Origin of the sequence: Lysobacter sp. CCNWLW3 (genome assembly GCF_036697405.1) — a bacterium.
Lineage (GTDB): Bacteria > Pseudomonadota > Gammaproteobacteria > Xanthomonadales > Xanthomonadaceae > Lysobacter.
Window position 1 is genome coordinate 90,632 of record NZ_JBAHWA010000004.1, and the last position, 15,069, is coordinate 105,700.

Sequence of the window (15,069 nt, forward strand, 5' to 3'; positions counted from 1 at the left end):
CTGGCATCGGTCGGAGGCCCGGATCGCGCGCCGGAGGGCGGCGGGCCGGGGGACCTGGAACCCGGGGGCGAACCCGATGTCCTGTGTTGCTTGGCTCAGTGAGACTGGATCCCCGCCGGAGCGTGCCGGACCGCCTGCCGTCGCTGTTCGGATTGCCCTGGTTCGCAGGGTAACCGGGCGACGCTGGCGGCCTGGATCCCCGACTAGAGCACTCGGGGATGACCCTTTGACAAAGCCGGGCGCCAGTGGCGCCCGGGTCAAAGGATCACTTGATGATCTTCGCCACCACGCCGGCGCCGACCGTACGGCCGCCTTCGCGGATCGCGAAGCGCAGGCCGTCGTCCATCGCCACCGGGTTGATCAGCGACACGACCATCTTGATGTTGTCGCCCGGCATGACCATCTCGACGCCGTCCGGCAGCGTCACCGCGCCGGTGATGTCGGTGGTGCGGAAGTAGAACTGCGGACGGTAACCCTTGAAGAACGGGGTGTGACGGCCGCCCTCGTCCTTCGACAGCACGTAGACTTCGGCTTCGAACTCGGTGTGCGGGGTGATCGAACCCGGCTTGGCCAGCACCTGGCCGCGCTCGACGTCGTCGCGCTTGGTGCCGCGCAGCAGCAGACCGGCGTTGTCGCCCGCCTGCCCCTGGTCCAGCAGCTTGCGGAACATTTCCACGCCCGTGACCGTGGTCTTCTGGGTCGGACGGATACCGACGATTTCGATTTCGTCGCCCACCTTGATGATGCCGCGCTCGATACGGCCGGTCACCACGGTGCCGCGGCCCGAGATCGAGAACACGTCTTCCACCGGCATCAGGAACGGCTTGTCGATCGCGCGCTCCGGCTGCGGGATGAACGTGTCCAGCGCGTCCACCAGCTTCAGGATCGACGGCACGCCGATCTCAGACTGGTCGCCTTCCAGCGCCAGACGGGCCGAACCGTGGATGATCGGGGTGTCGTCGCCCGGGAACTCGTACTTGGTCAGCAGCTCGCGCACTTCCATCTCGACCAGCTCGAGCAGCTCGGCGTCGTCCACCATGTCGGCCTTGTTCAGGAACACGACGATGTACGGCACGCCGACCTGGCGCGACAGCAGGATGTGCTCGCGGGTCTGCGGCATCGGGCCGTCGGCGGCCGAGCACACCAGGATCGCGCCGTCCATCTGCGCCGCACCCGTGATCATGTTCTTCACGTAGTCGGCGTGGCCCGGGCAATCCACGTGCGCGTAGTGGCGGTTCGCCGATTCGTACTCGACGTGAGCCGTCGAAATCGTGATGCCGCGCGCCTTCTCTTCCGGCGCCGCGTCGATCGCGTCGTACGCCTTGAACTCGCCGCCGAAACGCTCCGCGCCCACCTTGGTCAGCGCTGCGGTCAGCGTGGTCTTGCCGTGGTCCACGTGGCCGATGGTGCCCACGTTCACGTGCGGCTTGGTGCGCTCGAATTTACCCTTAGCCATGATGTCTCTCTCAAGTTCTGTGATTCGTGATTCGGGATTTGGGATTGGCGATCGGAGGCCGCCGCATCCCTGCACTTGCGTGTGATCGGACTTCGATGCGAGGCCCGGGAGCGAGTGGAATCCGCTATTGCGAATCCCGAACCCCACTCCCGAATCCCGGCTTACATCAACTGCCCTTCTTGATCACGGCTTCGGCGATATTGTTCGGCGCCTCGGCGTAGTGATCGAATTCCATCGTGAAGGTGGCGCGGCCCTGGGTCAGCGAACGGATGGTGGTCGCGTAACCGAACATCTCGCCCAGCGGCACCATCGCGTTGATGGTCTTGCCCGACGGCGTGTCGTCCTGGCCCTGCAACAGGCCGCGACGGCGGCTCAAGTCGCCCATCACGTCGCCGACGTACTCTTCCGGCGTCACGACTTCGACCTTCATCATCGGCTCCAGCAGGACCGGATCGGCCTTGCGGAAACCTTCCTTGAACGCCATCGACGCGGCGAGCTTGAACGCCATTTCCGAGGAGTCGACGTCGTGGTACGAGCCGAACACCAGCTTGACCTTGACGCCCACGACCGGGAAGCCGGCCAGCGGACCGCTGGTGATGGTTTCGCGCAGGCCCTTCTCGATCGCCGGGATGAATTCCTTCGGAATCACGCCGCCGGTGATGTCGTTGACGAACAGGAAATCGTTCTCGACGTCCTCGTTGGCGCGGTCCTTCTCGTTCATCGGCGACAGCTCGATCACGACGTGACCGTACTGACCCTTACCGCCGGACTGCTTGGCGTGCTTGTAGTCCGACTTGACGTCCGACTTGCGGATCGTCTCGCGGTAGGCCACCTGCGGCTTGCCGACGTTGGCTTCGACGTTGAACTCGCGCTTCATGCGGTCGACGAGGATGTCCAGGTGCAGCTCGCCCATGCCGGCGATGATGGTCTGGCCCGACTCTTCGTCGGTGCGCACGCGGAACGAAGGATCTTCCTGCGCCAGACGGCCCAGGGCGATACCCATCTTTTCCTGGTCCGACTTGGTCTTGGGCTCCACCGCCATCGAGATGACGGGCTCCGGGAAAACCATGCGCTCGAGGGTGATGATGTGATCCTGCGCGCACAGCGTGTCGCCGGTGGTCACGTCCTTCAGGCCCACGGCCGCGGCGATGTCGCCGGCGCGGACTTCCTTGATTTCGTCGCGCTGGTTGGCGTGCATCTGCAGGATGCGGCCGACGCGTTCCTTCTTCGACTTGACCGGGTTGTACACCTGGTCGCCCGAATTCAGCACGCCCGAGTAGACGCGGAAGAAGGTCAGCGAACCGACGAACGGGTCGGTCATGATCTTGAACGCCAGCGCCGAGAACGGCTCGGTGTCGGAGGCCTTGCGGCTGTCTTCCTTCTCGTCCTCGTCGATGCCGGGAACCGGCGGACGGTCGGACGGCGACGGCAGCAGGTTGATCACGCCGTCGAGCATGGCCTGCACGCCCTTGTTCTTGAACGCCGAGCCGCAGAACACCGGCACGATCTCGACGCGCAGGGTGCGCGTACGCAGACCGGCGATGATCTCTTCCTCGGTCAGCTCGCCCTCGTTGAGGTACTTGTCCATCAGCTCTTCCGAGGCTTCCGCCGCGGCTTCGACCATGAACGCGCGCGCTTCCTCGGCCTTGGACTGCAGGTCGGCCGGGATGTCGCGGTACTCGAACTTGGTGCCCTGCGAGGCGACGTCCCAATGGATCGCCTTCATCTTGAGCAGGTCGACCACGCCCTCGAAGCCTTCTTCGGCGCCGATCGGCACCTGCATCGGCACGGCGTAGGCGCCCAGACGGGCCTTGAGCTGCTCGACGACCTTGTCGAAGTTGGCGCCGGTGCGGTCCATCTTGTTGACGAAGGCCATGCGCGGCACGGAGTACTTGTTGGCCTGGCGCCACACGGTCTCCGACTGCGGCTGCACGCCGCCCACGGCGCACAGCACGAACACCGCGCCGTCGAGCACGCGCAGCGAACGCTCGACTTCGATGGTGAAGTCGACGTGTCCGGGGGTGTCGATGATGTTGAAGCGGTGTTCGGGCAACGACTTGTCCATGCCCTTCCAGAACGCGGTGGTCGCGGCGGAAGTGATGGTGATGCCGCGTTCCTGCTCCTGCTCCATCCAGTCCATCGTCGCGGCACCTTCGTGCACTTCGCCGATCTTGTGGCTGACGCCGGTGTAGAACAGGATGCGCTCGGACGTGGTGGTCTTACCCGCGTCGATGTGGGCCATGATGCCGAAGTTGCGGTAACGCTCGATGGGAGTGGTGCGAGCCACGGGACCCTCTCGTAATAAGTTTTCGAATTCCAGATGGCCGGACGCCGCCTCGTGGGCGGCCTCCGGTTCGCAAGGCGGCCTTTACGCCGCCGCGGCAGCGCACGACGCGCTGCTGAGGCCCAGGCACTCAGGTGCCGTGGGGCGCTCGGATCACCAGCGGTAGTGGGCGAACGCCTTGTTCGCTTCCGCCATACGGTGGGTTTCTTCGCGCTTCTTGATCGCGCCGCCGCGGTTTTCCGAGGCGTCGAGCAGTTCGGCGGCCAGCTTGCGCGGCATGCTGTTCTCGCCGCGCTTGCGCGCCGACTCGATCAGCCAACGCATCGCCAGGGCCATGCGGCGCGACGAACGCACTTCGACCGGCACCTGGTAGGTGGCGCCGCCGACGCGGCGCGACTTCACTTCGACCGCGGGCGAGACGTTGCCGAGGGCCTTTTCGACCAGCTCGAGCGCGTTCGGGTTCTTCTCCCCGATCACGTCCATGGCGCCGTAGACGATCTTCTCGGCGACGGACTTCTTGCCGCTCTGCATGACCATATTGATGAAGCGCGCGATCGTCTCGCTGCCGTGCTTGGGATCGGGCAGGACCGAACGCTGCGGGGTGGAACCTTTACGCGACATGGTGCGTACCTATTCTCGTGATTCTTGACAGACGTGCTTGCGGGCGGCGGCGCCGGAAGGCGCGCGCCTGGGCAGCTACGCGCTTAGGACTTCGGACGCTTCGCGCCGTACTTGGAACGGCTCTGGCGACGCTTGGCGACACCGGCGGCGTCGAGCGAGCCGCGAACGGTGTGGTAGCGCACGCCCGGCAGATCCTTGACTCGGCCGCCGCGGATCAGCACCACGCTGTGCTCCTGCAGGTTGTGGCCTTCGCCGCCGATGTACGAGATGACCTCGTAACCGTTGGTCAGACGAACCTTGGCCACCTTGCGCAGCGCCGAGTTCGGCTTCTTCGGGGTGGTGGTGTACACGCGGGTGCAAACGCCGCGACGCTGCGGGCAGTTCGCGAGCGCCGGCGAGGCGCTCTTGTAGGTGGTCGCCTGCCGCGGCTTGCGGACGAGCTGGTTGATCGTTGCCATCAGGAACTCTTTGGTGAGGGGCGGTGAGGCCACTACGTTGAGAAGCGAACGGCAAGCCAAAAACCGGCTCACCGAGACGAAAAAGTATAGCCCGCGTTCGACGTTACCGTCAACGCGAGCTATCGGAACAGCCGCCCGCCGCGGGTTTCCGCGTGGCACAGCCGTTCTACTACCTGCGATCCCGCCCTGCCCTGGGCCGAACACGAGGCGCTCCATGCGCCTCTTTTCGTGATCTGGGACGTCCCGAAGGACAGTCCGAACTGCTAACTATACGTTACTTGGTGCCGGCATGCCAGCGCCGGCCCGCCACCGCCCTCCCCCGCGTACGGGAGAGGGCCGGGGCGCGGGTCCAGGCCTCAGGAGGCGCTGGACTCGTCGCCGTCCTGCGCCGCGACTTCGGCCTCGACGACCGCCGGGGCCGGAGCCTCGACCGCCACCGCGACCGGGCCGGACAGGGCCTCCATCTCCGAGTCGGTCAGACCCGAAGCGTTCTTGCGGCGCTGGGTGTGGTACGCCAGGCCGGTACCGGCCGGGATCAGGCGGCCCACGATCACGTTTTCCTTCAGGCCGCGCAGGCCGTCGCGGGTACCGCGCACGGCGGCCTCGGTCAGGACGCGGGTGGTCTCCTGGAAGGACGCGGCCGAGATGAACGACTCGGTCGCCAGCGAGGCCTTGGTGATGCCCAGCAGCACCGGCTCGTACTTGGCCGGAATCTCGTTGCGGGCCAGCAGGCGGGCGTTCTCTTCGACGAAGCGCTGACGCTCGATCTGCTCGCCATGCAGGAACTTGCTGTCGCCCTGGTCGGTGATTTCGACCTTGCGCAGCATCTGACGGACGATCACTTCGATGTGCTTGTCGTTGATCTTCACGCCCTGCAGGCGGTAGACGTCCTGGATTTCCTTGGTCAGGTACACGGCCAGGGGCTCCACGCCGAGCAGGCGCAGGATGTCCTGCGGGCTCGGCTCGCCGTCCACCACGGTCTCGCCCTTCTCCACGTGCTCGCCTTCGAACACGATGATCTGGCGGTACTTCGGGATCAGCTCTTCGTGCTCGTTGCCGTCGGTGTCCTTGATGATCAGGCGCTGCTTGCCCTTGGTGTCCTTGCCGAACGAGACGATGCCCGAACGCTCGGCCAGCACGGCCGGATCCTTGGGCTTGCGCGCCTCGAACAGGTCGGCCACGCGCGGCAGACCGCCGGTGATGTCGCGGGTCTTGGAGGCTTCCTGCGGGATCTTGGCGACCACGTCGCCCACGCCCACCGGGGCGCCGTCCTGCAGGTTGACGATCGAACGCGGCGGCAGCAGGTACTGCGCCGGCAGATCGGTACCCGGAATCGACAGGTCCTTGCCGTTCTTGTCGACGATGCGCACGACCGGACGCAGGTCCTTGCCCTGCGAGCCGCGACGCTTCGGATCGGTGATCTCGCGCGAGGCCAGGCCGGTCAGTTCGTCGGTCTTCTCGATGACGGTCACGCCGTCGACGAAGTCGACGAAGCGGATGAAGCCCGCCACTTCCGAGACGATCGGGTGGTTATGCGGATCCCAGTTGGCGACCTGCTGGCCGGCCTTGATCTCGGCGGCGTCCTTGACGCTGATGGTGGCGCCGTAGGGCAGCTTGTAGCGCTCGCGCTCGCGGCCGTGCGGGTCGAGCACCGACAGTTCGCCCGAACGCGACACCGCGACCAGGTGGCCGTTGGCGTGCGCGACGTGCTTGAGGTTGTTGAACTTGATCGAACCGGTGGTCTTGACCGTGACGTTGTCGATCGCCGCCGCACGCGAAGCCGCGCCGCCGATGTGGAACGTACGCATGGTCAGCTGCGTGCCGGGCTCGCCGATCGACTGCGCGGCGACGACGCCGACCGCTTCGCCGTGGTTGACCAGGTGGCCGCGGCCGAGGTCGCGACCGTAGCAGTGCGCGCACACGCCGAAGGCGCTTTCGCAGGTGATGGTCGAACGGACCTTGATCGACTGGACGCTGGCGTCCTCGAGCTTGGCGACCCAGGCTTCGTCGAGCAGGGTGTTGCGGGTGACGATCGGATCCTCGTCGTTGCCCGGCAGGAACACGTCCTCGGCCACGACGCGGCCCAGCACGCGGTCGCGCAGCGGCTCGACCACGTCGCCGCCTTCGACGATCGGGGTCATCATCAGACCCTCGACGGTGCCGCAGTCGGTTTCGGTGATCACCACGTCCTGCGCCACGTCGACCAGACGACGGGTCAGGTAACCCGAGTTCGCGGTCTTGAGCGCGGTATCGGCCAGACCCTTACGGGCGCCGTGCGTGGAGTTGAAGTACTCCTGCACGTTCAGGCCTTCGCGGAAGTTCGCCTTGATGGGCGTCTCGATGATCGAGCCGTCCGGACGCGCCATCAGGCCGCGCATACCCGCCAGCTGACGGATCTGGGCCTGCGAACCGCGGGCGCCGGAGTCGGCCATGATGTACAGCGAGTTCATCGACTTCTGGTCGACGGCTTCGCCCTTGGCGTTGGTGATGTGATCGGTACCGATCGCGTCCATCATCGCCTTGGCCACGCGCTCGTTGGTGCGCGACCAGATATCGACGACCTTGTTGTAGCGCTCGCCGGCGGTGACCAGGCCCGACTGGTACTGCTGCTGGATTTCCAGCACTTCCCCTTCGGCCTCGGCGACGATGCCTTCCTTTTCCTTCGGGATGATCATGTCGTCGATGCCGATCGAGACGCCGGCGCGGGTCGCGTAGGCGAAGCCGGTGTACATCAGCTTGTCGGCGAACACGACCGTGTCCTTCAGGCCCAGCATGCGGTAGCAGCTGTTGATCAGGCGCGAGATGTTCTTCTTGGTCAGCTCGGTGTTGGCCAGCGCGAACGGCAGGCCGTCCGGCAGGATCTCGCGCAGCAGGGCGCGACCGACGGTGGTGTCGACGATCGAGGTCTTGGGCGCGCGGGTGCCGTCCTCGTTGATCACGATCTCGCTGATGCGGACCTTGACCTTGGCGTGGATCTGCACGACGCGGTTGTCGTAGGCGCGCTTGACTTCGGCCACGTTGGCGAACGCCATGCCCTCGCCCATCTTGTTCTCGAGGGCGCGGGTCATGTAGTACAGGCCGAGCACGACGTCCTGCGACGGCACGATGATCGGCTCGCCGTTGGCCGGCGACAGGATGTTGTTCGACGCCATCATCAGGGCGCGCGCTTCCAGCTGGGCCTCGAGGCTCAGCGGCACGTGCACGGCCATCTGGTCGCCGTCGAAGTCGGCGTTGAACGCGGTGCAGACCAGCGGGTGCAGCTGGATCGCCTTGCCTTCGATCAGGACCGGCTCGAACGCCTGGATGCCCAGACGGTGCAGGGTCGGGGCGCGGTTCAGCAGCACCGGGTGCTCGCGGATCACCTCTTCGAGGATGTCCCACACCTCGGCCTCTTCACGCTCGACCAGCTTCTTGGCGGCCTTGATCGTGGTGGCCAGGCCGCGACGCTGCAGCTTGGCGAAGATGAAGGGCTTGAACAGCTCCAGCGCCATCTTCTTCGGCAGACCGCACTCGTGCAGACGCAGGGTCGGGCCGACCACGATGACCGAACGGCCCGAGTAGTCGACGCGCTTGCCGAGCAGGTTCTGACGGAACCGGCCCTGCTTACCCTTGATCATGTCGGCCAGCGACTTGAGCGGGCGCTTGTTGGTGCCGGTGATGGCGCGGCCGCGACGGCCGTTGTCCATCAGGGCGTCGACCGACTCCTGCAGCATGCGCTTCTCGTTGCGCACGATGATGTCGGGCGCGTTGAGCTCGAGCAGGCGGCGCAGGCGGTTGTTGCGGTTGATGACGCGGCGGTACAGGTCGTTCAGGTCGGAGGTCGCGAAGCGGCCGCCGTCCAGCGGGACCAGCGGACGCAGGTCCGGCGGCAGCACCGGCAGCACGGTCATGACCATCCACTCGGGGCGGTTGCCCGACTCGAGGAAGGCTTCGACCAGCTTGATGCGCTTGGTGAGGCGCTTGAGCTTGGTTTCGCTGTTGGTCGAGGCGATCTCTTCCTTCAGCTGGATCATCTCGGCCTGGAGGTCGATCGTGCGCAGCAGGTCGTAGACCGCCTCGGCGCCCATCGCGGCCTCGAAGTCGTCGCCGTGCTCCTGGCGCGCCTGCAGGAACTGCTCTTCGGTCAGCAGGTTGCCGCGCTCGAGCGGGGTCAGGCCCGGCTCGGTGACGACGTAGGCTTCGAAGTACAGGATGCGCTCGATGTCGCGCAGGGTCATGTCCAGCATCAGGCCGATGCGCGAGGGCAGCGACTTGAGGAACCAGATGTGGGCGACCGGCGAGGCCAGGTCGATGTGCCCCATGCGCTCGCGACGGACCTTGGCCAGGGTGACCTCGGTGCCGCACTTCTCGCAGACCACGCCACGGTGCTTCATGCGCTTGTACTTGCCGCACAGGCACTCGTAGTCCTTGATCGGTCCGAAGATCGCGGCGCAGAACAGGCCGTCGCGTTCGGGCTTGAAGGTACGGTAGTTGATGGTTTCCGGCTTCTTCACTTCGCCGAACGACCACGAACGGATCAGGTCGGGCGAAGCCAGCGCGATCTTGATCGCGTCGAAGTCCAGCGCGGGGCGCTGCTGGTTGAAGAGATTGAGCAAGTCTTTCATGGGTTTCTCCGAGAATCGGGAATCGAGAATTGGGAATCGTCAAAGCGGGCTTCGGGAGGGGCGTGGGAGGCTTTCGCGATTCCCTATTCCCCATTCCCGATTCCCGGCGGTCCTCAGTTCTCTTCCAGCTCCATGTTGATCGCGAGCGAGCGGATTTCCTTCACCAGCACGTTGAAGGACTCCGGCATGCCGGCGACCATCTCGTACTCGCCGTCGACGATGTTCTTGTACATCTGGTTGCGGCCCTGCACGTCGTCGGACTTCACCGTCAGCATTTCCTGCAGGGTGTAGGCCGCGCCGTAGGCTTCCAGCGCCCAGACTTCCATTTCGCCGAAACGCTGGCCGCCGAACTGCGCCTTGCCGCCCAGCGGTTGCTGGGTGACGAGCGAGTACGGACCGGTCGAGCGCGCGTGCATCTTGTCGTCGACCAGGTGGTTCAGCTTCAGCATGTGCATGTAGCCGATCGTGACGGGGCGTTCGAACGCCTCGCCGGTACGGCCGTCGTGCAGGATGGTCTGGCCGCTGCTGGGCAGGTCGGCAAGCTCCAGCATGCGCTTGATCTCGACTTCGGCCGCGCCGTCGAACACCGGCGTCGCCATCGGCACGCCGTCGGTCAGGTTGTGCGCCAGCGTCAGCAGCTCGTCGTCGCTGAACTGCTTCAGGTCGACGCGCTGACCGTGCACCTTCTGGTCGTGGTTGTAGATGTCGTCGAGGAACTTGCGCAGGTCGGCGATCTTCTGCTGCGCCTCCAGCATGCGCTGGATCTTCTGGCCCAGGCCCTTGGCGGCCCAGCCCAGATGCACTTCGAGGATCTGGCCGATGTTCATACGCGACGGCACGCCCAGCGGGTTCAGCACGATGTCGACGGTCTGACCGTCGGCGGCGTACGGCATGTCCTCGACCGGAACGATGGTCGAGACCACGCCCTTGTTGCCGTGACGGCCGGCCATCTTGTCGCCCGGCTGGATGCGGCGCTTGACGGCCAGGAACACCTTGACCATCTTCAGCACGCCCGGCGCGAGGTCGTCGCCCTGGGTGATCTTCGAACGCTTGTCGGTGAAGCGGCGCTCGAATTCCTTCTCGTGCGTGTCGATCTGCTTCTGGGCGCGCTCGATCGCGTCGATCGCGTCGTCGTCCTTCATGCGCAGGGTGAACCACTCGGACTTCTTCAGGCCCGCGAGGAACGCCTCGGTGACGGTGTCGCCCTTCTTCAGGCCGGCGCCGCCGTTGGCGACCTTGCCGACCAGCTGCGTGCGCAGGCGGGCGTAGATCGCGCTCTCGAGGATGCGGAACTGGTCGTCGAAGTCCTTCTTGACGCGCTTGATCTCGGATTCCTCGATCTGGCGCGCGCGCTTGTCCTTCTCGATGCCGTCGCGGGTGAAGACCTGCACGTCGATGACGGTGCCGTCCATGCCCGGGGGCACGCGCAGCGAGCTGTCCTTAACGTCGGAGGCCTTCTCGCCGAAGATCGCGCGCAGCAGCTTCTCTTCCGGGGTCAGCTGCGACTCGCCCTTCGGCGTGACCTTGCCGACCAGGATGTCGCCGGCGCGGACTTCGGCGCCGATGTAGACCACGCCCGACTCGTCGAGGCGGTTCAGCGCCTGCTCGGAGACGTTCGGGATGTCGGCCGAGATTTCCTCCGGCCCCAGCTTGGTGTCGCGGGCGACGCAGGTCAGCTCTTCGATGTGGATCGTGGTGTAGCGATCCTCTTCGACCACGCGCTCGGAGAGCAGGATCGAGTCTTCGAAGTTGTAGCCGTTCCACGGCATGAACGCGACCAGCATGTTCTGGCCGAGCGCGAGCTCGCCGATGTCGGTCGAGGGACCGTCGGCCAGCACGTCGCCGCGGGCGATCACGTTGCCCACCTTCACCAGAGGGGTCTGGTTGATACAGGTGTTCTGGTTCGAACGCGTGTACTTGATCAGGTTGTAGATGTCGACGCCGGCGTCGGTGACGTCGGTGATCTCGTCCTCGTTGACCTTGACCACGATGCGGCCGGCGTCGATCTGCTCGATCACGCCGCCGCGCAGGGCGTTCACGGTCACGCCCGAGTCGCGCGCCACGGCGCGCTCGATGCCGGTGCCGACCAGCGGCTTCTGGCTACGCAGGGTCGGAACGGCCTGACGCTGCATGTTCGCGCCCATCAGCGCGCGGTTGGCGTCGTCGTGCTCGAGGAACGGAACCAGCGCCGCCGCGACCGACACGGTCTGCATCGGCGAGACGTCCATGTAATGGATCTCGCTCGGCGGCTTCAGCAGCGACTCGCCCTGGTAGCGGCAGGCCACGAACTGGTCGGTCATCGCGCCCTTGTCGTCCTGGGTCGCGTTGGCCTGGGCGATGACGTACTCGTTCTCTTCGATCGCCGACAGGAACTCGATGTCGTCGGTGACCTTGCCGTCCACGACCTTGCGGTACGGCGTCTCGAGGAAGCCGTACTTGTTGGTGCGGGCGAAAACGGCCAGCGAGTTGATCAGGCCGATGTTCGGGCCTTCCGGCGTCTCGATGGTGCAGACGCGGCCGTAATGGGTCGGGTGCACGTCGCGCACTTCGAAGCCGGCGCGCTCGCGGGTCAGACCGCCCGGGCCGAGGGCAGACACGCGACGCTTGTGCGTGACTTCCGACAGCGGGTTGTTCTGGTCCATGAACTGCGACAGCTGCGAGGAGCCGAAGAACTCCTTGATCGCGGCGGCCACCGGCTTGGCGTTGATCAGCTCCTGCGGGGTCAGGCCTTCGGACTCGGCCATCGACAGGCGCTCCTTGACCGCGCGCTCGACGCGGACCAGGCCCACGCGGAACACGTTCTCGGCCATTTCGCCGACCGAACGCACGCGGCGGTTGCCCAGGTGGTCGATGTCGTCGACGGTGCCGCGGCCGTTGCGGATCTCGGTCAGGACGCGGATCACGTCCAGGATGTCGGAGCTGTCGCCCAGTTCGTTGCGCAGGCGCGCGGACTCTTCGTCCTTGCGCTCGGCGAAGTACTTGGCGTCGTACAGCACCGAGGCGCCGGTGGTTTCCTTGCGGCCGATGCGGCGGTTGAACTTCATCCGGCCGACGCCCGACAGGTCGTAGCGCTCGAAGGTGAAGAACAGGTTGTGGAACAGGTTCTGCGCGGCGTCCTTGGTCGGCGGCTCGCCCGGACGCATCATGCGGTAGATCTCGACCAGGGCTTCCAGCTGGGTCTTGGACGGATCGATGCGCAGGGTGTTGGACAGGTACGGGCCGCGGTCGAGGTCGTTGACCCAGATCGTGCCGACGGTGTCGATGCCGGCCTTGCGGAACGCGGCCAGCTGGTCGTCGCTGATCTCGTCGTTGGCCGAGGCCAGCAACTCGCCGGTCTTGGCGTCGACGACGTCGTTGGACAGGATGCGGCCGACCAGGTACTCGTCCGGCACGGCCAGGGCGGCGACGCCGGCCTGCTCGAGCTGCTTGACGTGGCGCGCGGTGATGCGGCGGCCGGCCTCGACGATGACCTTGTCGCCGTCGGCGAGGTCGAAGTTGAGGGTCTCGCCGCGCAGGCGCTCGGGGATCAGCTCGAGCTGGACGCCTTCCTTGGGATCGATGTGGAAGGTGTTGATCTCGAAGAACTGCGCGAGCATCTCTTCGTTGTTGTAGCCCAGCGCGCGCAGCAGCACGGTGACCGGCAGCTTGCGGCGGCGGTCGATACGGGTGAACAGCGCGTCCTTCGGGTCGAACTCGAAGTCCAGCCAGGAGCCGCGGTAGGGAATGATGCGGGCGCTGTACAGCAGCTTGCCCGAGCTGTGGGTCTTGCCGCGGTCGTGGTCGAAGAACACGCCCGGCGAACGGTGCAGCTGCGAGACGATGACGCGCTCGGTGCCGTTGACGATGAAGGTGCCGTTGTCGGTCATGAGCGGAATCTCGCCCATGTAGACCTCCTGCTCCTTCACGTACTTGATGGCCTTGGTCGAGGACTCGCGGTCGTAGATCACCAGGCGCACGGTCACGCGCAGCGGGGCGCCGTAGCTGAGGCCGCGGTTACGGCACTCGCGCTCGTCGAACGCCGGATCGCCGAGCTTGTAGCCGACGTATTCGAGCGCGGCGTTGCCGCTGTAGCTGGAGATCGGGAACACCGACTTCAGGGCCGCGTGCAGGCCGCGATCGGCGCGCTTGCCCGGCTCGGTGTTCTCCTGCAGGAATTCGCGGTAGGAGTCGACCTGGATGGCCAGCAGGAAAGGCACTTCGAGAATCGACTTGCGCTTGCCGAAGTCCTTGCGGATGCGCTTCTTTTCGGTGAACGAGTACGTCATGGTGAGCTACCGCCTCGGTTTCTGGTGGGTTTTCGACACGCCGTTGCGGCGTCTCGGGCAGATCGCGCGTCCGCGACCGCAAACCCAGGGGGAACGAAGAACTGACAGTGGGAAGTCGCTGGTATTGCCGGCACCAGCACGCCTTCTCCCGCTACTTCACACTGCCAACTCGGGACTTTATTTCCGGTACTTCAACAACGGCCAAAGGCCGGGGACTTTCGTCCCCAGCCTTGGGTGGTCGCCAGTAATGAATCCGGCGACGCGATGCAACTTACTTCACTTCGACGGTCGCGCCAGCGGCCTCGAGGTCCTTCTTCATCTTCTCGGACTCTTCCTTCGAAGCGGCTTCCTTCACGGTCTGCGGAGCGCCTTCGACCAGGTCCTTCGCTTCCTTCAGGCCCAGGCCGGTGATGGCACGGACGGCCTTGATGACCTCGACCTTCTTCTCGCCGGCGGCCTTCAGGATGACGTTGAACTCGGTCTGCTCTTCGACCGGGGCGGCGGCGACGGCCGGGCCGGCGGCAGCGACGACCGGGGCGGCGGCGGAGACGCCGAACTTCTCTTCGATCGCCTTGACCAGCTCCATCACTTCGAGAAGGGTCTTCTCGGCGATGGCGTCGACGATCTGTTCGTTGGACAGGGACATGTGATTAACCTTTTAGGAAATTGATCTTACGAATCGGTTCAGTAGGTATTCGCTGAGCGAACGGCGATTACGCCGTTTCCGCTTCGGCTTCGGCCGGCGCGGCTTCGCCGCCGCCTTGCTTGTCGGCCACGGCCTTGACGGCGCGGGCGAACATGCTTGCGGGTTCGGCGAGGACGCGCGCCAGCATGGCCAGGGCCTGCTCGCGGGTCGGCAACGAGGCCAGCACTTCGACGTGGCTGCCCGGATACAGCTGGCCGCCCATGGCGACCACCTTGGCCTGCAGCTTGTCGTTGCCCTTGGCGAATTCCTTGATCAGACGCCCGGCGGCGCCGGGTTCTTCCGTCGAGAACGCGTACAGCAGCGGACCGACGAGGGCGTCTTGGGCGCACTCGTATTCGGTACCAGCCACGGCGCGGGAAGCCAGGGTGTTCTTGACGACACGCAAGTACACACCGGTTTCACGAGCCTTCTTGCGCATGGCGGTCATCTGAGCGACCGTCGTGCCCGCGTACTCGGCAGCAACCAAGGAGTGAGCCTTCGCGGCGACTTCTGCCAGCTCGGCGACTACTTCTTGCTTCTGAGACAGATTGAGAGCCATAAACACTCCTCTTGTGAACTCCGCTCACGGCTCCTGCCGCTTGCGGTCCTGAGCGGCACCTTCCATGGCGCCGGGGACGCCTGGGGCGTCCCGGGTGGTGGCCTTTCCTGAAAGGTTTCAGTAGGGCGGCACCATCT

Annotated in this window: 8 protein-coding genes; all 8 read right to left on the reverse strand. The window is 65.5% G+C overall.

Annotated elements, in window-relative coordinates:
* Positions 1-265: 265 nt before the first annotated feature.
* Entirely contained in the window at positions 266-1,456 is a 1,191-nt protein-coding gene (gene tuf / locus V1318_RS09310; RefSeq protein ID WP_332939373.1) for an elongation factor Tu, read from the reverse strand.
* 166 nt (positions 1,457-1,622) lie between these two features.
* Entirely contained in the window at positions 1,623-3,743 is a 2,121-nt protein-coding gene (fusA, locus tag V1318_RS09315; RefSeq protein WP_332939374.1) for an elongation factor G, read from the reverse strand.
* A 150-nt stretch (positions 3,744-3,893) separates the two neighbouring features.
* Complete coding sequence (gene rpsG, locus V1318_RS09320; protein ID WP_332939375.1) at positions 3,894-4,361, reverse strand: 30S ribosomal protein S7; 468 nt, start codon at positions 4,359-4,361, stop codon at positions 3,894-3,896.
* An 83-nt stretch (positions 4,362-4,444) separates the two neighbouring features.
* Entirely contained in the window at positions 4,445-4,819 is a 375-nt protein-coding gene (rpsL, locus tag V1318_RS09325) for a 30S ribosomal protein S12 (RefSeq protein ID WP_036115437.1), read from the reverse strand.
* Positions 4,820-5,175: 356 nt separating this feature from the next.
* Positions 5,176-9,423 (reverse strand): DNA-directed RNA polymerase subunit beta', encoded by a 4,248-nt coding sequence (gene rpoC, locus V1318_RS09330; RefSeq protein WP_332939376.1) that lies wholly within the window; start codon positions 9,421-9,423, stop codon positions 5,176-5,178.
* A gap of 113 nt (positions 9,424-9,536) precedes the next feature.
* Positions 9,537-13,688: a DNA-directed RNA polymerase subunit beta gene (gene rpoB, locus V1318_RS09335; protein WP_332939377.1), complete on the reverse strand. Its 4,152-nt coding sequence runs from the start codon at positions 13,686-13,688 to the stop codon at positions 9,537-9,539.
* A gap of 271 nt (positions 13,689-13,959) precedes the next feature.
* Positions 13,960-14,334, reverse strand: coding sequence for a 50S ribosomal protein L7/L12 (gene rplL, locus V1318_RS09340; RefSeq protein WP_332939378.1), 375 nt, complete (start codon positions 14,332-14,334; stop codon positions 13,960-13,962).
* A gap of 67 nt (positions 14,335-14,401) precedes the next feature.
* On the reverse strand, positions 14,402-14,932 hold the full coding sequence (gene rplJ / locus V1318_RS09345; RefSeq protein ID WP_057160015.1) for a 50S ribosomal protein L10: 531 nt from the start codon (positions 14,930-14,932) through the stop codon (positions 14,402-14,404).
* Positions 14,933-15,069: the final 137 nt, after the last annotated feature.